The 22,977-nt window shown below is 48.5% G+C and carries 15 protein-coding genes; 3 read left to right on the top strand and 12 right to left on the bottom strand.

Annotated elements, in window-relative coordinates:
• Nucleotides 1-35 precede the first annotated feature (35 nt).
• From HLM86_RS07590 to HLM86_RS07535, 11 genes are all read right to left on the bottom strand, one after another.
• Nucleotides 36-611, bottom strand: coding sequence for a hypothetical protein (locus tag HLM86_RS07590; protein WP_170882519.1), 576 nt, complete (start codon nt 609-611; stop codon nt 36-38).
• A 116-nt stretch (nt 612-727) separates the two neighbouring features.
• Nucleotides 728-2,476 carry a bifunctional lysophospholipid acyltransferase family protein/GNAT family N-acetyltransferase gene (locus HLM86_RS07585; RefSeq protein ID WP_170882518.1) on the bottom strand — a complete coding sequence of 583 codons (1,749 nt, stop codon included), beginning with the start codon at nt 2,474-2,476 and terminating at the stop codon, nt 728-730.
• A 1-nt stretch (nt 2,477) separates the two neighbouring features.
• Nucleotides 2,478-2,930, bottom strand: a complete 453-nt coding sequence (locus tag HLM86_RS07580; protein WP_076588351.1) for a hypothetical protein — start codon at nt 2,928-2,930, stop codon at nt 2,478-2,480.
• 29 nt (nt 2,931-2,959) lie between these two features.
• Nucleotides 2,960-3,397, bottom strand: coding sequence for a YHS domain-containing (seleno)protein (locus tag HLM86_RS07575; protein WP_170882517.1), 438 nt, complete (start codon nt 3,395-3,397; stop codon nt 2,960-2,962).
• Nucleotides 3,394-4,140: an NRDE family protein gene (locus tag HLM86_RS07570; RefSeq protein WP_076588347.1), complete on the bottom strand. Its 747-nt coding sequence runs from the start codon at nt 4,138-4,140 to the stop codon at nt 3,394-3,396. The genes HLM86_RS07575 and HLM86_RS07570 overlap by 4 nt, the downstream gene beginning before the upstream one ends.
• A 3-nt stretch (nt 4,141-4,143) precedes the next feature.
• A complete protein-coding gene (locus HLM86_RS07565; RefSeq protein WP_170882516.1) occupies nt 4,144-4,692 on the bottom strand; it encodes a hypothetical protein in 549 nt (182 codons plus the stop codon).
• A gap of 25 nt (nt 4,693-4,717) precedes the next feature.
• Entirely contained in the window at nt 4,718-5,848 is a 1,131-nt protein-coding gene (locus HLM86_RS07560) for an ATP-grasp domain-containing protein (protein ID WP_076588343.1), read from the bottom strand.
• The gene (locus HLM86_RS07555; RefSeq protein WP_170882515.1) at nt 5,832-6,431 is read right to left on the bottom strand and encodes a DedA family protein; all 600 of its coding nucleotides are present in this window, start codon (nt 6,429-6,431) and stop codon (nt 5,832-5,834) included. The genes HLM86_RS07560 and HLM86_RS07555 overlap by 17 nt, the downstream gene beginning before the upstream one ends.
• A 451-nt stretch (nt 6,432-6,882) precedes the next feature.
• Complete coding sequence (gene glgB, locus HLM86_RS07545) at nt 6,883-9,063, bottom strand: 1,4-alpha-glucan branching protein GlgB (protein ID WP_170882514.1); 2,181 nt, start codon at nt 9,061-9,063, stop codon at nt 6,883-6,885.
• A gap of 245 nt (nt 9,064-9,308) precedes the next feature.
• Nucleotides 9,309-11,489, bottom strand: a complete 2,181-nt coding sequence (gene malQ / locus HLM86_RS07540) for a 4-alpha-glucanotransferase (RefSeq protein ID WP_076588334.1) — start codon at nt 11,487-11,489, stop codon at nt 9,309-9,311.
• A gap of 87 nt (nt 11,490-11,576) precedes the next feature.
• On the bottom strand, nt 11,577-14,030 hold the full coding sequence (locus HLM86_RS07535) for a glycogen/starch/alpha-glucan phosphorylase (protein WP_076588332.1): 2,454 nt from the start codon (nt 14,028-14,030) through the stop codon (nt 11,577-11,579).
• 551 nt (nt 14,031-14,581) lie between these two features.
• Between HLM86_RS07535 and malT the strand changes: the two genes are divergently transcribed.
• Together malT and HLM86_RS07525 are read left to right on the top strand one after the other, a co-directional pair.
• Nucleotides 14,582-17,290, top strand: a complete 2,709-nt coding sequence (gene malT, locus HLM86_RS07530) for an HTH-type transcriptional regulator MalT (protein ID WP_076588330.1) — start codon at nt 14,582-14,584, stop codon at nt 17,288-17,290.
• Nucleotides 17,291-17,664: 374 nt separating this feature from the next.
• A complete protein-coding gene (locus HLM86_RS07525; protein ID WP_076588328.1) occupies nt 17,665-19,152 on the top strand; it encodes a hypothetical protein in 1,488 nt (495 codons plus the stop codon).
• Nucleotides 19,153-19,271: 119 nt separating this feature from the next.
• Here HLM86_RS07525 and HLM86_RS07520 read toward each other — a convergent pair whose 3' ends face one another.
• Entirely contained in the window at nt 19,272-19,763 is a 492-nt protein-coding gene (locus HLM86_RS07520) for a GNAT family N-acetyltransferase (RefSeq protein ID WP_076588326.1), read from the bottom strand.
• A 302-nt stretch (nt 19,764-20,065) separates the two neighbouring features.
• On the opposite strand from HLM86_RS07520, the gene HLM86_RS07515 reads away from it, so the two are divergent.
• Nucleotides 20,066-22,948, top strand: a complete 2,883-nt coding sequence (locus HLM86_RS07515; protein WP_076588324.1) for an alkaline phosphatase family protein — start codon at nt 20,066-20,068, stop codon at nt 22,946-22,948.
• Nucleotides 22,949-22,977 lie beyond the last annotated feature (29 nt).

Below are 22,977 nucleotides of genomic sequence, written 5' to 3'. Positions count from 1 at the left end.
ACGTACGCGCGGCAACTGATTGTACTCTCAGGCGTTTAGTCTGATGGCGTGTGCAACGCTTGGTGCAACTCATGTTGCCGTGCGGAACTTTGCTCGACCGCTTCGGCGGTGATTTTCAATGCCTGAGCCATTTGAGAAACATGGCTTGTCGCCTCCACCACCGTGCGTTGAAGAGGACGCAGCAATACCAGATAAACCGCCACCATGATGCCGACCAACACCAAGCCAAACAGAATAATCGTCATAAAAACCTTGCGTTGCAGCTCGTCAAAGAAGTGTTGGCTTTTCTCGTCCAAGACCTGATGTGACCGCGCCAATGCCGAAGGCAACTCAGCAGCGGACGCTTGCGCCACCTTGACCAGATCATTCAAGTTGTTGAGCGTATCGCCCAAGGCCACTTTCTGCTCGTCGGTGAGGTTGTCACTGCCCGCAATGTCTTTAAGCGCGACTCCGATCGTATCGAGCGAAATTCGGGTTTGATCAATCGCGTGTTCGATGCCATCGAGTTCCACACTCACAGTCACATCAATGAAGGCCTCATCAGACTGGGTTTGTTCGGCCCAAAGCCCAGTTGATATCAGGGTTAAACCAAGGGCAATCCAAGTTTTCATGCGTGATTCTCACAGGTCAGACGGGTATCTTGGTTGAATTTAACCTTTATTTGAACCAATGACCCGTGATTCTATCGCCCCATCATCACAAATAGGACTCCGATCGTCACAAGCCATCAGTCACAATGGGTATCGAGATAGCGCTGGGCGTTTTCTCTGCCCATGTATTTACTCAATGCCCGCAGAGACACGGAAGTTAAATCAACCACAATCAAGCCGTCCAACGCATAATTAAAAGCCGGATCGACATTAAAACACACCAGTTTCCCATTCATCCCCAGATACTGTCTTAATAACACCGGTAATCCCTGACCCCGTTCAAGGCGGCTAAGTACTTTGGACAGTAAGGGTAAGTCTGATAAAGAACTGAGCATATCCGGTCGCCAAAACTCCTGACCGCTGCGTTTTAGGGGGGTGGTCGGCGACACTAACTTTGCTTTTTCTTCATCATAATAATGGACCGACATCACTGAGGCGATCAGCTGCCTCGCCACGGGGCTGTAATCGTTACTAATACTGACAGGCCCAAATAAGTGCGTATATTGGGGATGGCGCTCAATGAAACACGCGATCCCTTTCCATAAAAGCAGTAAAGAATGCATGTTGCGCTGGTACTGTTTCGCGACCACAGATCGGCCAAGCTCGATGGTCATGCCCAACGAATCGATAAAGGTTTGGTCATAGTCAAACAGGCTGGTTGAATACAAGCTTTCGAGCCCGCCCTCGGCGAGCAATTGGTCGACCCGTCCCAGACGATACGCCCCAACCAGATCTCGGTTGGCGGTGTGCCAGACAAACAGTTGATGATAATGTGAGTCAAACTTATCAATGTCACATGCTAACCCACTGCCTTCGCCAACCTCACGAAAGCTGTGTTCACGGACACGGCCAATTTCTCTCATCATTTCGGGGATCTCGGCCGTCGGCGCACAATACACCACAAAATCACCCTGTTGATGTAACTTATACGCTTCGATTTGGACCAGTTCCCGCTCCAGCAATTCGACGTCGGCCCGTTCTATAACCGGGGTGAGAAAGGGGGCGGTGTCGTGAGAAGGTGTCGCTGCATCCATGCTTCCCATCAAATAGGTATTTAGGCGGAAATACTGTGTGATGTCTTCTTCTTTTTCAAAATGGCTGATCTCTGAGAAAGGGATGGCATTGCCTATCGACACGGAGATGGTCTGACCGGATTTGTTCAGCAATTCACGACCTAGCATGGCTGTTCTTAGTAAGGGATGAATACGTCCAACTTGATAGAACAGCTTGCTGTTCATGCCATTGATAAACACAGGAACCGTCGTCGCTTCGGCATGCTTTACAAACTTAGCAACCGATTTACTCCATGTTTTATCAGTGATTTTTTTATCTTCTGATTGCCATGCGGATACCTCGCCTGCCGGAAAAATGATCAAGACACCCCCCTCTTTGAGGTGCTGGTTGGCCTGTTGAATAGCCTGACGATTGGTCTTTCTCGCCTGCTCTCCACCAAACACATTGACGCCAATAAACAACTCGTCCAGTTCTGGGATGCGTTTCAACAGTTCGTTGGCCAACACTTTGACATCTTTGCGCGCAGTGGCGATCAAAGACGCCAGAATAATCCCTTCAATACCCCCAAAAGGGTGATTGGCAACCACTAGCACTGAGCCCTGCGCAGGAATCGAATCAAGGCTACCATGATTAACCTCATAGCGGGTTCCGATCCGATGCAACGCTTCTGTCATAAACTCGAAGCTGTCTTCGGGCAAGGCCTCTTGGTGGTATAGGGTATCGAGCGTTGATAGGCCAGTGGCCCATTCAAGCACCGATTCACCCAGACCAAAGGGCGTCACTCTTGGTAATCTGAAAGGGCTCTCCAGCATATTATTCTCCTTTGGCAAGAAGGTTGTGGGTGAAGGTCCCTTCGGTTTTGACATCTCGGACGAATAAGAACACACCGCACAACCACACAATGCAGGCCATGCCGAACAATAAGCCCCCATCGTCACCAACAATCTCACCCATCGCGTTAAACTCAGGCATGACAATCCCTAGTGGCGTAAACAAATGAAAGACGATTGCGCCAGTCATGATCCCTGCGCTCATTGCCGCACCCACGCCGTGCAGTCGGGTAAACAATAAGATCGCCGCGATCAACTCGGCCGACCCGATCAAGTAGCCGCCATAGACACCAAACCACGCCAACCCCGACCATTCCCCTAAGGTGCCGAAGATATGATCTGTTTCAAAAGAGCCTGAAAACTTAAAGAACAGTGACTGAACAAATACAAACGCGATAAACGCAGCAGGAAGGTGTTTAACCGGAGAAAATGTCATCTGGGAGTCCTTATAAATAGTTATGCTGATCACTGAATCAATTTAGGCCAGTTGATGTCCGCTTGTTTGATATGGCCTGAACGGTCGTCATCCCACCAACTTTTAACTTCGGCGTCATAATTAAGGTAGAGCTTGCCGTCAACAATCGCCCATTGCTTGGGGTCGGCCGAGGCAAAATCATTCTTTGCTGACACCGCCCAAGCACAATAGCCACCGTACTGAGGTGCGTAGCGTTCTGGATCGGCTTTAAACGCGTCAAGGTGCTCCTGAGACGCGAAATACCAGTTGGCATCTTGATATTCTGTTTGAAATTGGCTGTCTCCTTTTACTGGCTTTCCCTGAGTAAAATACGCAACCGTGTCGTAACCGCTGAGCGCCTTACTACTGAATATGCCGGTATAGATCTTGTCTGCAGACCAAGTTGGAAAACTCAACATTAAAATAAACAGTGTGACTAACTTCTTCACTTGAAAACTCCTTGTTCAGCAATGTTACCTTTCAAACAACTCTGAGTGGTCTGAAAGTCACGATTGCGATGGTTGTCGATAGATTGATAAATCATGTCCTGACGGCTCGCACTGACTACCACACAGGTCGTACTGACGGTGCGCGCATCATCACGCACCATCAGTGGGGAAAGATGAGGGTAAGTCTCATCAAATGATCGATGAAAACGCTGAACAATCTCCTCATTGGGGGCGCTGAGCAGTAATTCATTAAACAAGCGGAGACGATAATGTTTGGCCTCTTCAAAATGCCGGCCTGCGGAAACAATCGGGGCAAACGCCGGTGCATGACGCAGTTGTTCCCCATCCCATGTCCATTGCGTGGTCTCATTGGCCGTTCGGCGAGTATCGAACGACACCACAGTAAACGGGGCAAATCGGCGGAGATCCATCTCTAATATTCGCGCGTCGACCACCTGACTTGAGCAACTGCTTGCCAGCTGCTTAATGATCAAACCACGGCTGGTTAACCGGCCTTTTGGGGTCGTGCCTTGGTAAAAATTAAGCAAACACACGGTGACGCCATGTTCATTGGTCGCGATCCAACTGCCTCCACCCACAGGGTCGATCGGCATCACACAATGTACCCCGTCAATGACGGAGTCTTGGGGCTCAAGTGCCGGCAAGCGCTCTCGTTGTTCGTCACGGTTAAAATAAACTTGGTAGTGGCTACTGCCATGATAAACCCAAGAGAGTGTACACATAGTTTACTGCGCCCTATGATAAGTTGCGGTTGCTGGCGCCACGCCAAATCGCCCATCGGCTTCCAGCCCCCTTAAAGATGCAACCACCTTAGCCATGGCAAAATGATGCGTCGCATGTAGCGCCGCGAAGGTAATTTCACGCACTAACGTCGAGGTGACCTCTTCAATCTGGGTATGCGACAACATGACTTCCGTTTCGACCTGAACGCTCTGGGGTAAGGCATTTGCTGGCAGTCCAAACAACCATTCAATTAATTGAGCGATTTCCGCCTTGGCGATATCCATATTCCGTTCAACCTCATGGCCACGGCGCCTCACGTTATAATCGACTTTGTCGCTGTCCCTGCGAATGGCATGAAACAAGTCCAACCAATGGCGGTAATGCTCTCCAATCGAGCTGCTGATGTGCGGCTGAGCAATATAAACGTAATCATCATGATTCAGGCCTTCCAGAAACTCGTAACCCTGATTTAAAATCTCAATACTGCCGACAATCGCCTGAGGAGGCGGTGAATTACTGTCGATGACAAAACGGGGCGAAATTTTTTTCATAAACATTGTTCCTCAACAGAGCAGATTAGTCGGTCATCGGGTAAAGCTGTGTTAGCAACTTTTCCTCTCGCCACGCCTGCATTAACGCGCGCAGAGAAGGCGTTTGGTAGCCTTGTTGTTTGTGTTTTGAACCAATTTGATAAAGGAGACGATACTGTTTGAGTAAGGTACTGAAGATATGCGGCAGCGTCGTATCACTATCCCAGATGTGCGCCGCTTCACTGCTGGCGCCATTAATTTCGAGAATATCGAACGACTCACCACGCATGAAGGATTGGATATCATGAAACTTAACGTCCAGTCGCCCATAATGAAAGCCTTCAAACTCACCGAGAATTTGATCCAATTTGCGTGCTAAACTTTCCGTAATGAATTGATTACCATCACGAAAAATACACCCACGTGAATGGCTGCCCGCAAATGCCAATTGAAATTCGTCCCCTTTGCCGATCACTCTGTCCAAATGCTCATAATGACGAGGCAGATACAGATGTTGCAATTGACCTGCCCGCGGGCAACGCTCGATTAATTGTTTCAGTGTCGCATGACCATCCCCCACCACTTTCGGGGAATATTTAAGCGTAATTGATATAATTTTGCCCTGCGATTCTCCCGGCTGTCGGACATAAAAAACACCCGCTTCAGCACAGTAGTTGGAGCGCTCCTGAATCAGAAATCGACCGTCAGAGGGAAAGTCTGCGATGTAATCTTGTAGCTGCTGATCGCTATTGATCAGCTTCACTCCTACCCCGCGACACCCCAAGTCGGGCTTAGCGACCAAGGGGTAACAAAGGTGGTTCTGCTTTAACTGCTTCAGGGCTTGTTCAAACAGGGCTGAGTGATCATTAGCCGGCTTTTCTAAGGTAATAAAGGGAAGGATCCATTGACGCGCGGTGTCCCCTGCGGCGCGAAAAATCTCATCTTTAGACTCTCCGACCATTCCACTGAGCTTAATGGCTGGGTTGGCAATCAGAGGTAGTGCCCAGTCTCGGTGATAGACACTCAAGGCCACACTCTGTAACACCACGGGGGCATACACAAACCATGCAGGCAAGAATTCAAACGGAGAAATGACGCGTTTCGGCGCCCGTAGCACAGGCATCCCTGCATTCACTTTGCCCTGAGGAATCATGTCAATCTTATCGAGCTGTGTCATAAGTACCTCTTAAAAAGGTTTTTCTAATCATTTTATTCAGCAGCCACATCAGACCTAGCCCCGCTGGTATCAGCAACCAACTAAATGGGCTTTGCTGCAACCAAGCAGCACTGCCCAGTTGATAGAAGGACCCAAAAATAAGAGCGGTCCAAAGAGCAGTCGCCCCCATGACAGCGACCAAAAAACGCATCACGGGCACATCAAGAAACCCACTCAGTGTAAAACCGACCGTACGCAAACCGGGGATAAACCGGACAACAAACAAGGTCACAAATGCGCGTTGGTGGAGCTTCTTTTTGACCTGCCTGACGCGTTGATACTGAAACAGTCGATAACGTAAAAATCGTAGACGTTGTGCGAGTTTTCCCAATAAATACAAACCAAGGTCTCCCGTCGCAATACCAACAAAAATGGCCATGAGAGCAACACTTGCTGGCATAAGATCCTGAACTGCCAACGTCGCCGCGGTAACAATGGCAAGGTCTTCAAGCAGATACGAGAGCAAGATGATGCCAACAAACAACATGGTAATGGACGGCTGTCCCGCGTATAACCATGTTTGAATCTGGTGTGCTACTTCCATCTTGACCTCAGCTTACTTCTGTAACGTTCAATGCGACTCGTTTAGCCCCGTCGATATCCACGGCCTTTATCTAATCGCCATGGTTTACAAGATAGACAAATCAGTTAGAAAATTTCACCTACTTACAATTTAGTTGAAAAAAAACCGCCAAGGGGAGGAAATGATGGAGTTTTTTCAGCGCGATAGCACAGCCCGCCAGCCCATGGGCGAGTAAAGTGTCACTATTGGCACTGAGCGGCGTTTTGACAATCAGTTCGATAGAATCTGACCATGATTCATCAACGAAACACAAACCCGCATGCATCATCAGGAACATTTCGGCAAGCTAAGACGACCCTTATCGTCGTCGTGATCTGGAATGGGTTATTCCGTCAACCCAAAACGGTCACCGATGGCGGGGCAGGATCAAAAAGGGCAGCTCCGAAGCTGCCCTTGGTCGTCTCGATTGAGCTTACTTCAATTTGTAAAACAAGGTAGATAATGGTGGTAAGCTAAGGTGCAGCGATTGCGGCTGGTTTTCACTGGCAACCTCTTGGGTCACGGGGTTTGTTGTCACCGCATAACCGCTGCCGTGATAATCTTTAGCGTCCGTGTTGAGCAACAGCTCGTAATCTCCCGCAAGCGGGACGCCCAAACGAAAATCATCGTGAGGCACTGGGGTAAAATTGCTGATCACAAGTATACGTTCGCCCTTTTCACTCAGGCGCTCGTGTGCCAAGATCGACGCTTGTTCTGCATCCTGTAAACGCCATTCGAAACCACGGGGTTCGCAGTCAAGTTCATGTAAAGCAGGCTCTTTGCTGTACAATTTGTTTAAATCCCGGTTAAGCAAGAGCACCCCTTGATGACGTTCAAATTCCAGTAAGAACCACTGTAATTGATCGTCATGATTCCATTCCGCCGTTTGACCGAATTCCGTGCCCATAAAATTGAGTTTTTTACCGGGCTGCCCGTACATATAACCCAAATAAGTCCGTAAGTTCGCCGTTTGTTGCCATTCATCACCCGGCATCTTGTTATGAATTGAGGCTTTACCGTACACCACTTCATCATGCGACAGCGGCAGAACATAGTTTTCACTGTGTGCGTACATCAAAGGAAAAGTCAGGGTATTGTGATGATATTGCCTGTGCACTGGGTCTTGTCGAATGTAGGTTAAGGAATCATGCATCCAGCCCATGTTCCATTTAAAACCAAAGCCGAGCCCTCCCACAAAGGTCGGAGAGGACACACCAGGAAATGCAGTCGACTCTTCGGCAATGGTCATCGCATTAGGGAAGTATTTGTACACTTCTTCATTCATCCATTTTAGGGTGGCGATCGCGTCGTAGTTTTCATTGCCCCCGTCAACGTTGGGTATCCACTGATCGTGGCTACGCGAGTAATCGAGATACAGCATAGACGCCACCGCATCCACTCGAATCCCATCAATATGGAATTGTTCAAACCAGTACAGCGCATTGGCCACCAGAAAACGACGCACATGTTCACGCCCGAGATCGTAAATGTAGGAGTTCCAGTCCTGATGCCAGCCTCTGCGCGGGTCAGGATCATGGTACAAGGGCGTGCCATCAAAGTTGGCTAAACCGTGGTCATCAGAGGGGAAGTGGGCAGGTACCCAGTCCAACACAACGCCCAACCCCGCTTGGTGGCACTGATCAACAAAATACTTAAAGTCATCAGGGCTGCCAAAACGGCTGGTTGGTGCAAACAGGCCAACAGGCTGATACCCCCACGAGCCATAAAAGGGGTGTTCCGATACTGGCATCAACTCAACATGGGTGTAACCCATGTCGACCAGATATGGGACAAGCTGTTCTGCAAGTTCACGGTAATTAAGAAAATGGCCATGCTCATCGCGACGCCAAGAGCCCACATGCAATTCATAGAAGGATAACGCTTGTTTACGCTTTTCAGTGAGGGGACGTTGCTGCCAAGAGTGATCTTGCCATTGATAACGGCGGTGATCATAGGTCAACGAGGCAAACGAGGGGTATTGCTCTGCATGGCTACCCCATGGGTCCGCTTTATGGGCCACTCCCTCTCCATTGGGGCCTTTAAGCTCAAACTTGTATTGAGAACCTTCGTCGAGGTTGGGGATGAAAATCCCCCAGATACCGTAATCTAAACGTTGCATCGGCGTACGCCGCCCGTCCCATTGATTGAACTCACCAATCAGACTAACTGACGAAGCATGGGGGGCAAAAACCAGAAAACGCGTCCCGTTAACCTGTTGATCACCTCGTTCCAATGTGATGAATTGTGCCCCCATATGTTGATACATTTGTTTCGGGGTATGGAGATCGTCGTATTCAGCATAAATAGTATGGTATTGGTAGGGATCGTCGATCAATTGTTCTGTGCCCGCCCAGTTGACCGCCAATTGATAGTGAATCGATGTCAGATCCCGAGCCTGCTTGAGGATAAAACCGGAATCTTGTTCCCTTTCAAGGGCAATCCGCACCTCTCCTTCAATCACCAGTTCAACCTTATCGGCTCCCGGCATCCATACCCTGAGCGCACCTTCTTTGGCATTAATAAATGGGCCAATAAATGAGAATGGGTCGGAAAATGAAGCGTGTTCAAGCTTTTGATACTGCGTGGCTTTTTTATCTCGTGTCGTCACTTTCAAGTGATTCTCTCCCTAACCTAACTTTGCGCAAAATTCACCGCTGCTGACCAGCGAAGCCGCCAAGATGAAGTGAGCTAGGCGACGTCGCCTTGCCCACTTAATCATACTCCGACCGTTTCCGGCCATTAGAGCGGAGGCGGTGAAACAAAAGCCCACCAGCCACGGCGAGCTCCAAAGCAGCCCAAAAGTCTATCGAATTACGTGTTCACATAGAGTGATGCCGCCGAGACTTCTAGGGTGCCTCACTATTTACTGACCTTAGCCCGAGCCGCAGTCAGTTGACTGGCAATGCGATTCACACCTTGATGGGCGAAGACTTCATCGAGATTCATCGACAGTTTACGTCGCCAGTTAGGGTATTCTTCAACCGTACCCGGAATATTGACGGGCTGATCCATTTCCAACCAATCCTCAAGCTGGACACTGAGCAAGGTGGACGCGCCAGCCGCCACATGCAATTGCAGCGCCTGAGCAAGGTAGGCGTCCATTGGCACATATTGGGCATCCCGCCCAACGCCTTCGGGTAAATAACCATGCCAAGCCACAGAGTCAAGGATGCCCTGCTTACAGGCTAAACGGTCGGAAAACAGCGTTTCCAGTTGTTGCGAGTCTGGGTACAAGCCCAGTTCACGCCCCATTTTAAGATCATCACAATGCCAGAAACCTCGTAAGGTCGGCATGTCGTGTGTACACAGCGCCGCCATTGATTGTTCAGTGTAGTGGGCCGGAGAAATATACCCGCCGTCTTGTGGCGACGTTTCAAAGAAAAACACCTTGTAGGAATGAATCCCCGCATCACTCAAGATGCCCACAATTTCGTCAGGGACGGTCCCGAGATCCTCACCTATCACGCTGCACTGGTGACGATGTGACTCTAAAGCCAGAATCGCCAACATATCGTCAACGGGGTAGTACACGTACGCTCCTTTCGTGGCGCTTTCTCCATTGGGTATCCACCAAAGACGGAGCAAACCCAAAACATGATCAATTCTCAGGGCACCACAATGCTTCATGTTGGCCTGTAACAATTTAATAAACGCCTCGTAACCCGTTTGCTCTAATACCTGCGGGTTCAAGGGGGGTAATCCCCAGTTTTGGCCCAATGGGCCCAGAACGTCAGGCGGCGCACCGATGCTAGCTTCCATAACGAGGTTGCCTTGATCGGCCCAAGTCTCTGCGCCGGAATTCGCCACCCCCACGGCCAGATCACGATACAAGCCGACCGCCATGCCTTTTTCTTCCGCCAGTGACTGAACTTCTTGGATCTGAGTGTCGGCAATCCATTGAAAGTACAAGTACATATGCACCTGATGAGGGTTTTGCGCAATAAACTCATTCACCGCTGGGTTGCTAAAACGGCGGTACGGTTCAGGAAAAACGGGCCATCCCCAAATGCTTGAGTCTTCTTGATGTAACGCGGTATGCAAGGCATCAAACGTTGCCTGATGCATCAAGCTGTCTGCACCGTTTTCAACAAACGCTAAAAACGCGTCGGCACGTTCGGTTTGGTTGTCGAGATGGCGTTTTTTAAATTCCTCAAACAAAAGCGGCAGCACGCTAAATTTTAGCTCCGCGACCTCAGAATAATTGACCCAATGCGTTTGCCGAGCTTGCTGCAAACGCTGCTGAAAATCGGCGCTGCCGACGAGCTGCTGGGCTTCAGTACTGAGGGCAAACTCAGGCACCGAACTGACGTCGATATAAAGAAGATTTAACCACTGACGTGATGAGGGGCTATACGGACTCGCACCTTCTGGGTTAGCAGTGAACAAAGAATGAATGGGATTGAGGCCGACAAAATCCCCGCCACGTGAGGCAATGTCCGCGACCAACTGTTTGAGATCGCCAAAATCTCCTATCCCCCAGTTGTGCTGAGTGCGTAGCGTATACAACTGCACACTTGGCCCCCACATTTTTTTACCCTGCTCGATCGCTGGTTGCTTATAACAAGACTGCGGCGTGATAATCAGGTGCATCACATAAGGGAATTTGCGACGCTTTCGGCGAATCGTGAGTGTATGATAGCCCCATTCAAGATCCTTGGGCAGTGCAAACACTAACGGCCCCCCCTCTTGGCGTTCATCCCTGACGATTTGTGATTGAAGATAACCTTCTAAAACCTTGCCCTGTTCCATATCCAGTCGCCAGCTAAACTCACTTTCGCGAGCACTGGTGCCCAGATACAGCGAGATTTCCACCGGCTCTCCATCTTTCACGACCCGAACTGGATCCACCACGTCTTTTTTATGTTTTTTCTGAGCCGATTGGAGCAACGTTTCATCGTTGGTCGTATCGTATCCCAATGACTTAAGCAGATAACGCATGGTGTCGTCATCGACGTCTGTTTCATCGCCCCACGCGCTCACGTAGCGGTCAGCAATTTTTGCCATTGCAGCGACTTGTTTTAAGGCATTATTTTGTTTCATCGCTTTCTCCGAAGGGCTTGATGCCTTCACATGTAGGGTGGTTCGCTAAAACCGCCGAGGTCGACACCTCGACGGTCTCTAGCAACTTCAGCGTTTGACCGCTTCTAATTTCCATATATTGTTGACGTAATCTCGAATCGACCGATCTGAGCTGAACTTACCCATCAAAGCGGTATTCAAAATCGCTTTCTTCGCCCATCCCGATGAGTCACGATACTGCTTATCCATAGCCTCATGCGCGGTCACATAAGAAGCAAAATCGGCCAGACATAAATAAGGATCGCCACCATCTAATAGGCTGTCGTAGGTCGCTCTCAATTTACCGGGCTCTCCTGGGGTAAATTCGTCGTCTAACAGCAGATCAAGGGACGCCTTCAAAAGCGGATCGGCATGATAATAATCAAATGGGTTGTAACCTTGTCCACGCAGCGCCTCAACGCCATCAACATCAAGACCAAAAATATAAATGTTGTTGTCGCCAACTTCTTCGCGAATTTCAACGTTAGCGCCATCCATGGTCCCGATGGTTAATGCTCCGTTGAGCGCCATCTTCATGTTTCCTGTCCCAGACGCTTCTTTACCCGCGGTAGAGATTTGCTCAGACACATCCGCGGCAGGAATAATAATCTCCGCCATACTAACGCGGTAGTCAGGAATAAAAACCACCTTCAGCTTGTTACCGATCCTCGGATCGTTGTTTACCTTCTCGGCAATCTTATTGATCGCGTAAATAATCTCTTTGGCTAAGTGGTAACCCGGCGCCGCTTTCGCCGCAAAAAACACCACTCTGGGCACCATGCTGAAATCAGGATCATTCAGTAAACGATGGTACAGAGACAAAATATGCAGCATATTCAAGTGCTGGCGTTTGTATTCATGCAAACGCTTGATCTGAACATCAAAGATAGCCTCAGTATCCAAATCAATATTGAGAGTCTGTTTCACCCAATCAGCCAGCCGCTGTTTGTTGTGCTTCTTAACCGCCATAAAGTCGTTTTGGAAGCTTTGATCGTCGGCAAATTGCGTCAGCTGCTCTAACAGGCTTAAGTTTGCTGGCCAATCATTACCGAGCTTGTCGGTGATCAAGTCTGAAAGCTGTGGGTTACAGAATTTTAGCCAACGGCGGGGCGTAATCCCGTTAGTGACATTTTGCAGTCGTGAAGGATACAAAGCATCAAATTCAGGGAACAGATCTCGCTTCACCAACTCAGAGTGCAGGGCCGCAACTCCATTCACCGCATAAGAGCCAATCACACACAAATTGGCCATCCGTACCATGCGGTGAAAGCCCTCTTCAATGATCGACAGTTTCTGTTGTTTTGCCACATCTCCTGGCCACTTGGCTCGGACCTCTTTAAGAAATAAGTGATTGATTTGATATATTATTTCCATGTGGCGCGGCAGCAAACGTTCGATCAACGATTCACTCCATGTTTCAAGCGCTTCTGGCAACAAGGTGTGGTTCGTGTAAGCAAACGTTGTCGAGCAGATTTTCCATGCTTCATCCCAACCTAAGCCTTTCTCATCGATCAAAACACGCATTAACTCGGGGATGGCGATGCTCGGGTGAGTATCATTCAGTTGAATCGTTTCGTAGTTGGGTAAGGAAGCTAACGTATGACCCGCCTGCTCATGGCGACGCAAAATATCCCGTACTGAGGCGGCCGAGTGGAAATATTGCTGCATCAGGCGCAGGGTTTTGCCTTTTTCATGATTGTCGTTCGGGTACAACACCTTAGTAATGTTACCCGCGTCAATCAGCGCGTGCTGCGCCTCAAAATAATCACCATTGTTAAAACTTGCGAGAGAGAAAGGGGCGATCGCCTGACATTCCCAAAGACGCAGTGGGTAAACGGTATCCGATTGATAGCCAACAATAGGGATATCCCACGGCATCGCTTTAACCGACATACCCGGTACCCAACGTCGTTTCTCTTTGCCTTCGTGTTGGTAGACCTCAACATGGCCATAAAACCCAATTTCTTGAGCCAATTCAGGACGGGCAATTTCCCATGGGTAGCCTTCTACACCACACCAAGCGTCCGGTGCTTCTTGTTGGTGGCCTTGATCAAAAGATTGCTTAAACAACCCATATTCGTAATGCAGGCCGTAACCAACCGTTGGAAATTCCTGAGCGGCTAACGAGTCCATAAAACAAGCGGCCAAACGACCAAGGCCACCATTGCCCAAAGAAGGGTCGCGTTCTTCTTCTAACAAATCGGTGAGATTCTGCCCCATTTCGGCCATGGCTTGTGTTATCGATTCGTACAAACCTAGGCTGATCAAATTATTGCCGGTCAGACGACCTATCAAAAACTCCAAAGACAGATAGTTGACGCTTTTCGCGTTGTGTATTTTTTCATCCTGTTCAGTTTGCAGCATGTCAAACGTGGTCAATTCAGCGAGTGCACGCCCCATCGCTAAGTACCATGAACGGCCATTGGCTTTTTCGACTGTTGTCGCATAGGTTGCCGTCAGATGCTTTTTCACACTTTGCTGGAAGGACACCTTATCGAATTGTTGCTGTTGAGTCGGCTTCATTGGAGAAATCTCTCTTGTTCGGTTTAATCCATCTGCGACATATCGTGCATCTACACGATAGTCAAAACATCCTCCTGTAATCATCTCGGATCAGGAGGAGAGCATAGGGCGTAGATGGGGGCATTCACCACTTCAGTGAGCCAACTCTCAGATCAATTCAGCATCAACCTATCTCTGTCGATAAAGATCACATCATCCGCTGATTTTACCTTAGCGCCGATAGAGAGAGACAAGGTGCACATTTGCGCGCCCAATTGATCAATATGCATAACAGATCACATGTTGATAGAAATTCGTTCACGCATTTCATCGATTTTGGTGCAAAACATTCCCAACATCGACGTTGGTACATAGTTAAAGGTGATTTATTTCACAAAATGGGGGCGTAGTCCGGAGCAAAATGTGAATCGCGCGAAAGTATAGCATTTGATCCATAACTCTAGCGCGGCTTCTCAAGTAACATCCCTGTCATTAATTTCGAGTTGACCGAACTTTATCAATACACTCTGAGTCACACCGATCTTGGAGAACGCCAGTACAGGGAACAGAAGATGTGGATTCCTTCGAAACTCACCCGTCCGGGACGGCTGCACAATGCGATTATCCGTCCGAGGGTTCTTGATCTATTGCAGCAAGCGCCTTGCTATAAGTTAGTTCTCTATCGCTCACCTGCCGGTTATGGCAAAACAACCATGGCCGCCCAGTGGTTGGCCAATAAGCCTTATGTGGGGTGGTATAGTATTGATGAAACCGATAATGATTCTTTTCGTTTTATCAACTACCTGCTGTTGGCCCTGAATAAAGCCACCGATAACGCCTGCCCAAATGCTCAAAAACTGGCAGAAAAGCGGCAGTTTTCATCACTTCATTCCTTGTTTAGCGAAGTGTTTACTGAAATTGCCCAATTTGCTCAAGAATGCTATTTGGTTCTCGATGATTATCACCTTATCGCCAACGACGATATTCACGAAGCGCTGCGATTTTTCCTCAAACACATACCAGATAACCTGACGTTGGTCGTTACCAGCCGCGCCACGCCACCATTAGGTACAGCCAACTTGAGAGTGCGGGATTTGATGATTGAAATTGGTCACGATTTGCTGGCATTCGACACAGAAGAAACCACGCGTTTCTTTAATCAACGTGTGACAGAAGGTATTGATGACCGGATGGCTGATAACCTTAGGCAATATGTCGAGGGATGGCCTTCTGCTCTGCAACTGATCGCCTTGCAGGCCGAGCATCAACATAAGACTCTCGCCCAATCGGCCGAATCATTCTCACATTTAAATCATGCTCATTTATGGGACTATCTGGTCGAGGAAGTGTTCGATCTGCTTGATCAGGACACTCGCTTGTTTTTGTTGCAGTGTTCGGTGTTGGATCATTTCAACGATACTCTCGCTGGCATAATCACTCAACGCGAGGATGCCTTGAGTAGACTAGAGTCTCTCAATCGTTACGGCTTGTTTATTCACCCCCTTGAAGGGGAACAGAACTGGTTTCGTTTCCATAATTTATTTGCCGAATTTCTTGCTCATGAGCGATCAGCTCGCATTCCCCAGCAAGAGCAGGATTTGCAACAATCCGCCGCTCAGGCTTGGCTAACGCTTTCTTCCCCACATCAGGCCCTACGTCATGCACAAAACGCCAACAATCGACCCCTGATTGCTGAGATACTGAGTCAATATGGCTGGAGAATGTTCAACAGTGGCGGACTGCAAACCGTCGAGCAAGCGATCAACATGCTTCAACCACAGCAGCTCTATGGCGAACCTAAGCTGTGCATGCTTCAAGCTTGGCTGGCACAAAGCCAGCACAGGTACAATGATGTCGGGGATTTACTCCTTAAAGCTGATCAACAGATGACAAATTTTCACGTGACGCTTTCGACAACCCAACAAGGGGAATTCAATGCCCTTCGCGCACAGGTGGCCATCAATCAAAACGAACCTGAAAAGGCACTGGATCTAGCGGAAATTGCCCTCAGCCAACTCGACAGCACCGCTTATCGCAGTCGTATCATCGCCACCTCAGTTGTCGGAGAAGTGAACCACGTGCTCGGTCATTTAAGCCGCGCTTTACCCATGATGCAACAAACCGAAAAGTTGGCTCGGCAATACCAAATTTACCACCAAGCTTTATGGGCCATGCTTCAACAAAGCGAGATCCTGATCGCTCAGGGCTACGTTCAAGCCGCTTTTGATGTGCAGGAAACGGCCTTCAAACTGGTTGATGAACAGCAGTTGCATCAAGTCCCCATGCACGAGTTTCTTCTTCGGGTTCGTGCACAAATTCTCTGGTGCTGGAATCGTTTAGATGAAGCCGAAGAATGCGCTTATAAGGGGCTCGATGTCCTCGGTAATCATAGCCCTAGTAAGCACTTACATAGCTACTCAATGCTGGCACGTATTGCGGTTGGCCGTGGAGAACTGGATAAAGCCCATAAGTTTATCGCTCAGATCACGGATCTGATGAAGCAATCTTCCTATCACGTCGATTGGACAGCCAATGCATCGCTATCACTGATCCTGTTTTGGCAGGCACGAGGTGATCTGGATGCAATTCAACAATGGCTTACCACCACCCAACGCCCCCACGAAGCGTGTAACCACTTTACGCAATTGCAGTGGCGTAATATTGCCCGTGCACAGATTAACCTTGGGTTGTGGGATAAAGCGAGCGCAACCCTCGACTTCTTACAAAAACAGGCCAGCGACAATGCACTCGTCACGGACAACAACCGCAACCTAATTGTTGAAGCAGTACTTGCGACAGCACAAAACGATGCTGGCCGTGCGGGATTACTCTTAAAACAAGCACTAGAGCTGACGAATCAGACCGGTATCTTAGGTAATTTTCTCGTTGAAGGTAACAAGGTGGCGCCCATCATTGAACGGCTGCTAAACCACAATCAGTTAAGTGATTTGGAACGTCATCGCGCTAATCAGCTGCTGAGGGATATTTCAACCACTCAACGCAGTCGATCGATACACTTTGATGAAGAATTTGTCGAGAAGCTGGTCAATCACCCAAACATCCCAGAACTGGTCCGTACCAGTCCGTTGACCCAACGTGAATGGCAGGTACTGGGCCTGATTTATTCAGGCTTTAGTAATGAGCAAATCGCTCAAGAGCTCGATGTCGCTGGCACCACCATTAAAACTCACATCCGCAATCTTTATCAAAAACTCAATATTGCCAACCGTAAAGAAGCCATCACAACCGCCGCCAGTTTACTTCAACTCATGAACCACTAAACCTTCCAGAGGGCAGAATACCTATCGGCCAGTGCGACGACCTTCGCTCTGGCCGATAGGTTGACGCCTTTGCAAGAGCCATTCCTCGTCCCTCTGTCAGCCATTTTTTCTCTACATTCATTCTTAATTCAACGCACTATTGCATCATTTAATAATATTTTTATATAACTATTATTAATTTATACCCTATTGCTATTCGTCTGACTTTTCATTAAAAAAGCCCAGAAAATCAAAATTAAACAAGGACTTCCCCTTTTGGAGGTTCTATTTTTTGGTGTTTATTCAATTATATTGTTTATGACATATTACATTCCATCAATCATGACCGACGTGGTCATAATGAGCGATGGTTTAGGCAATCAATGGAGAACTTAGTGAAAAATACATTTTGGCTTATTGCCATCACTCTATTCGGTGTTGCGCCTACGTGGGTGCTCGGAGCAGGTCAACCTCCACAATCGGGAAAATGCAGTGTCCCCATGATGAAAATGTTGGAGACTGCCAATATTAACCTCAGTGATTTAACCCAAGGCGACCCTTTTTATTACACCAGTAACCTCTCTCCTCGCCCTGTTGAAACACATTCAAAAATCCCTCATCTGCCCTTTTATTCTGGCTACATGAGCACTAATGATACCTATCGGTTTGTGTCGGTAGCAGAGCAAGTCTTTACCATGATCGGGGAAGGGAAACACGGATTGTGGCGCGTTCAGGAAAATGGGGTAGTCCGAGAGTACCGTCGGTCCGGCATCACGGGCTTATCACAAGATACGGATGTCAACGATGCGGCTGTATTGTCGATACTGAAAAACGACTACAGCCATTATCTCACTGATGAAAGCTGGTCAGGGTACAAATTCCCCTCAGAACAAACAGACAGCTCTGGCTATTTGCAGTTTGTTGACCTGTCCATCTATCACCCAAAATACCAGCAACGCTACCACGATCATCCCCCCATCGATTTACCGATGTGGTACTGCACCATGTCGGGCCACCAGTACCCTTACGCTCAAAAAGCCATGGCGTTCGCCTTTGCCCAGCCAGCTGCGAATCAAGTCGGCCCGCTTGGAAAGCGCGCTGGGTTGGACATCCGAGAAAATTACACCAATGTCCTTAGACTCAACCTTTTTGAAGACGCGAATGTTTGGGCCAACACGGGTAGCTCAGACGAAGTTGACTGGCAGGCGGTTGATCTCAACAAAACTCGCGCCGAGTTTTATCTCGTCGAAAGGCCCTTTTTTAATGAAAAACATCTTTTCCTGACCGCAGTGTTTAACAATCACAATAATGATGATTTTTCCTACATACGCCCAGACGGTGAGTATTTTGATGCTTTAACAGAGAAAGGCGTACAGGCGAAAAGCGTGGTCACACACCAACCTAGATTTTATTTACAACGCCCTCACCACGGTGCCAATTATACCCGAGCGGCAGGCACAAAACTGTATGGGGTCCATCACCCGAATCGAGCCGAGTTTTCAGGCGGAGGCGCGTGTCCAATGAAAGGTGGAGATTGGGCAAAGTACCCTGAAACAACTGGCGGAGCTGGCTGGCCAACGAACTACCAAGAAGTCACCCCTTTGTGTGATGCCGTTCTGATCGATATTAAGCTGACGACCAATCTTGATGGGAAAACGTGGAACAGCCCTCGTAAGTATTTAGCCAACGCCGGAACTGGACAAAAGGTCATGGAATATACTATTGATCCTTCTGGATATTATGGTGAATTTACTCAATCGTTTCTGCTTGACCGTGGCATCACCAATCCTGATGAAGGCTACATCGGCCCTGTCGAAACCATCCGCTATAAGTCGGTCCAACCGCCCGTCGGTTATGTCTTACCCGACGACTCTCAGCACTGAGTCAAGCTTCCTTGAATACCGCCCTGCTCGTCAGGGCGTTGGATCTGGCGAAACTGATTCGACGCCAGACCCAAGCACAGCTGGACGGGTTTAAACGATGATCACGCCATGCTGACAGACTATAGCGCTTTGTGCATCCAGACATCACAACCACCGTGTATCGTCCCTTCTAGTGGCGCACTCAGGTGCTCAAAGCCCAGACCTTCATAGAGCTTGACCGCAGCCGACATGGTGGACAAGGTATCGAGATAGCATCGTTCAAAACCCTGCTCTCGAGCAAACGTCAGGCAAGATTGGGTCAGCGTTCTACCCAACCCTAACCCACGGCTTTGCGCCAGCAAAAACAATTTTTTCAACTCACAGATTTTGCCATCATCACCGAAAGGTGCGATACCACACCCGCCAACAACCTCACCATCCAGTAACGCCACCAAATACAAACTGCGATGTTCAGCTCGGTAGTAATGGCTCATGGCTTCAACTTCCGCGTCCGATGGACCAAATCCTTCACCAACCGCCCCGTACTCTTTCCCAACTTGATGGATGATGTCATATATTGCGGCATCGTGCTGTGGGGTTATCGGGATGACACTAAGGTTTCCATTGTTCATACTACGGTTCCTTGATTTGTATGGTTGATGACGCCATCGACTGGCTCCACGATAAGACGATGCACTGTTGTGTTATGCAATAAAGAATGCCCAAACTTCGATAATATGTCCACCACGCTGAATAAATTTACATTGTAAATCTACGGCTTCATCTCGTTAGCTCTGTTGACTGAATGAGCCCTGAGTGCGGGCAAAATCACATTCTCCCATCATCACTTAATCACTTTGCTGGTTAAGCTCTTGCACTTAACGTTAAGGCTGCCACAATTGTCATTCTTAATATAATGAATGAGATAACAGTAATGGGCTGGCTTAAGAAAAAACGGGTGACTGCGGCACTATTGGCAAGCGTCACAGCCTGCATGCCCGCGTATGCACAGATCGGCGAAGTACCGGTCATTGGCGGTGTATTCAATTCGACCCAAGTGCTGAAAAACCAGATCACCGCGTCGTTGTCGTATTCGACACGCTTTGCCCGAGATATGACCTTATTCACTATTGGTGGAATGACACTCGAAACTTACCTCTTGACCTTACCACTCGATAACGCCACAAAACTGCGAGTCATGGGCCAAGTTGCCGATCCAAGTTATGCGATTCCCCTTGGGTACTTTCTCCACCAATTTTATGACCGTTACACCGGAGTCGGTAACCAAGATCAATTTAAAGCCTATCTAAAGACCGTGTATGACACAGAGGTGCTGACTGGCTTTGAGCATACGCTATTTCAAGTTTCAGAGTCTATCGATACCGCGCCGAAGCAACATGCAAAAGATCAAGCGCATCAAGAAGGCATTAAAATTGATCGTCAGTTTATCGCCACGATGGTGACGCTGTATGATGCGTTGGTCCAAATTGGCGAATGGCAAAACCTTGACCATTTACCTGAACAATACACTTATCTAACGCAAAGTGAGCAGGATTTGGCGCTGGTGGCCAAGGTTCAACCTCTCGTCGTCAATATCATCAAACAAGCCGCATCGGGCATGGAACAAGGTGAAATGAAGCAAGCCTTGATGGGAATTGTCGCTGACGGGACACCAGCACGAGCCAGTCAGCCAAACAATAAAGCACAAGCGTTGACGATCACCTTAATCGATTTTGTTCGGCTCAATGTCCTCAAAGCCTACCGACAATTTATCTATCAAGATGAAAGAGCCCAAACGCTTAATCAGTGGCTGAAAAAAGCGTTCGTTGACCGCCCCCAACAAGCCCTTGATTTTCTCCAGTCACAGCAAGAACGTCGTTTTGCGGTACAAATCACCGTCGATGGGCTCCAACAAGGTTTGATGGCTGGCTTGGTCAATACCAATAAACCCTTTATTAAACAGGCTTATCAGCAACATATCGACCGCGCTAAACTCAATTCCTCCGTCGCTACAGGGAAGCCCGAACATGTCCAGTCAACCCGATTTTTGCAGGTGTTGGCCGAGCAGAGCTACCAAGACCCCAACTACCTGCCCTTTTTCAAGCAACTCTATCAAAACTACGCCCCCACCCTCACTCAAGTGGGTATCTCATCAACTCCGACGATCAGTGTCAGAAACTTACCCATTATAAAAACTGGCGCGAAAGTATCCGGTGACCAAGGCACTGGTATACCCAACTTCCATTTTGTTGATCGCAATGAGGACAGAGCCTACTACTTCTTCGGTAATGATGCGCTTCAGCTTGATAGACTGATACAAAAAAATCGAGTTCAGACCATGTTTGATCGCTTGGTCCACCTCAAAACACTGAACTGCAACGCCCAGTATGACTGGAATGCCCATACTACCTTTGATGGTTTGGTGAATTTGGGAGCCGGCGAGACGTTAAGAGATTTTGGGGAAAAGCGCTGCCTGAGAGAACTTCAGGAACGAGCAAACGTTGAAATCAAGTTGCATCGATTCCGGCAGTCCTTGATTGACAACATTCGCGACTATCAGGCGATTCCGTTTTGGTCCTTCTATACCAAGCTGACCCGTAAGTGGAAAATAAAGCAGGACATTAAACACTATGCAGAACTAGACGGCCAAGGCATGCCCGATTATACCTTGATTTATAACCCATGGCCGGACCATTTCGCCCACTTTGTCGGCCCATTCAGCGATGAAATTATCATGCCGACTGGGGAACTAAACCGGCTTGATTACTGGATTCGTCAAATAGAACAAACCTATCAGACCGCCGGTATTTATCGGAAAACGCTGTGGGGAATGGCCGGCGATCATGGCTTGTCACCCGTCTATTCGACACTCAACCCTGAAAAAGCGATTTTTGGGGCTTTAGCTACTAAGCTTGACTACCCACTGGTTATCAAAAAGATTTCATCTGACGAAGGCGAAGGCCCTAAAATCACCAATGCTTTGCAGTACCCCAGTAATCGCGGTATCGACGTGGTGGTCGCCTCAACGGCTGGCGGCAATTTCATGATGGATATGTTCAATGCACACACTGGCTGGGCAATTCAACCGATTTATTCAGAGCTGGCCCAATGGCAACCTATTAATGCCCCTGATAACGAAAGTCTCGACATCATTGCCGAGTCTATTCATGCTCTCAAAGACAGCCTTGACTATCTCGTTGTAAGGGAACAAGCCTGCACGGAATCCCAATGCAAGATCAGACTGGTTGCCCAGCGCAACGGGCAGCGTGTTGATGAATGGATCACAAAAGAAGGCAACCGCTTTTTCTACGAGATTGGAGTCAGCAATGCCCCCCCTCTACTTGAGGTTCAGTCACTCAACCCCTACTTAACCAAACCCGATCCTAACCAACTTGAGATTTTTGCCGATTTAGTCACTCAGTGTGTTGAGAAAGCCGATAAACATGATCCACAGAGCTGGTGCACAAGCGAACAATGGCGTGAACTGACTCGCTACACACCCAGGCCAGACTCTGTCGTTCAACTGGCAAACTTGTACGCGGAACCAACAGCAGGAACCATCAATCTTTTTCCTAGAGAAGGCATTGGGTACAACACAAAAGTACCCGGGCGACATGCCGGTGAAAGCTATTTAGAGAAAGATGCCTTTCTGGGCTTTTGGGGCGCACCAATCGGTCGTCAACCTCATCCACTGACGGCGGAGGAAAATGGCTCTCTAGCCCCGACTCTTTATCAATATCTCACAGGTGAAAATGTCGTCGAGGGTAAAGATGGCTGGGGCTATCCTTCTTTACTGAATAAACTGGATATCCAATAAAAAAAAGCGCCGATTGGCGCTTTTTCTTG

It is taken from the genome of Vibrio ostreicida, assembly GCF_013074385.2.
Lineage (GTDB): Bacteria > Pseudomonadota > Gammaproteobacteria > Enterobacterales > Vibrionaceae > Vibrio > Vibrio ostreicida.
This window is presented reverse-complemented; position numbering and strand designations above follow the sequence as displayed.

Excerpts from the sequence above, each read along its gene's own strand:
- HLM86_RS07590 (WP_170882519.1), bottom strand. The coding sequence starts at position 611 with ATGAAAACTTGGATTGCCCTTGGTTTAACCCTGATATCAACTGGGCTT.
- HLM86_RS07585 (WP_170882518.1), bottom strand. The coding sequence starts at position 2,476 with ATGCTGGAGAGCCCTTTCAGATTACCAAGAGTGACGCCCTTTGGTCTG.
- HLM86_RS07580 (WP_076588351.1), bottom strand. The coding sequence starts at position 2,930 with ATGACATTTTCTCCGGTTAAACACCTTCCTGCTGCGTTTATCGCGTTT.
- HLM86_RS07570 (WP_076588347.1), bottom strand. The coding sequence starts at position 4,140 with ATGTGTACACTCTCTTGGGTTTATCATGGCAGTAGCCACTACCAAGTT.
- HLM86_RS07565 (WP_170882516.1), bottom strand. The coding sequence starts at position 4,692 with ATGAAAAAAATTTCGCCCCGTTTTGTCATCGACAGTAATTCACCGCCT.
- HLM86_RS07560 (WP_076588343.1), bottom strand. The coding sequence starts at position 5,848 with ATGACACAGCTCGATAAGATTGACATGATTCCTCAGGGCAAAGTGAAT.
- HLM86_RS07555 (WP_170882515.1), bottom strand. The coding sequence starts at position 6,431 with ATGGAAGTAGCACACCAGATTCAAACATGGTTATACGCGGGACAGCCG.
- malQ (WP_076588334.1), bottom strand. The coding sequence starts at position 11,489 with ATGAAACAAAATAATGCCTTAAAACAAGTCGCTGCAATGGCAAAAATT.
- HLM86_RS07535 (WP_076588332.1), bottom strand. The coding sequence starts at position 14,030 with ATGAAGCCGACTCAACAGCAACAATTCGATAAGGTGTCCTTCCAGCAA.
- malT (WP_076588330.1), top strand. The coding sequence starts at position 14,582 with ATGTGGATTCCTTCGAAACTCACCCGTCCGGGACGGCTGCACAATGCG.
- HLM86_RS07520 (WP_076588326.1), bottom strand. The coding sequence starts at position 19,763 with ATGAACAATGGAAACCTTAGTGTCATCCCGATAACCCCACAGCACGAT.
- HLM86_RS07515 (WP_076588324.1), top strand. The coding sequence starts at position 20,066 with ATGGGCTGGCTTAAGAAAAAACGGGTGACTGCGGCACTATTGGCAAGC.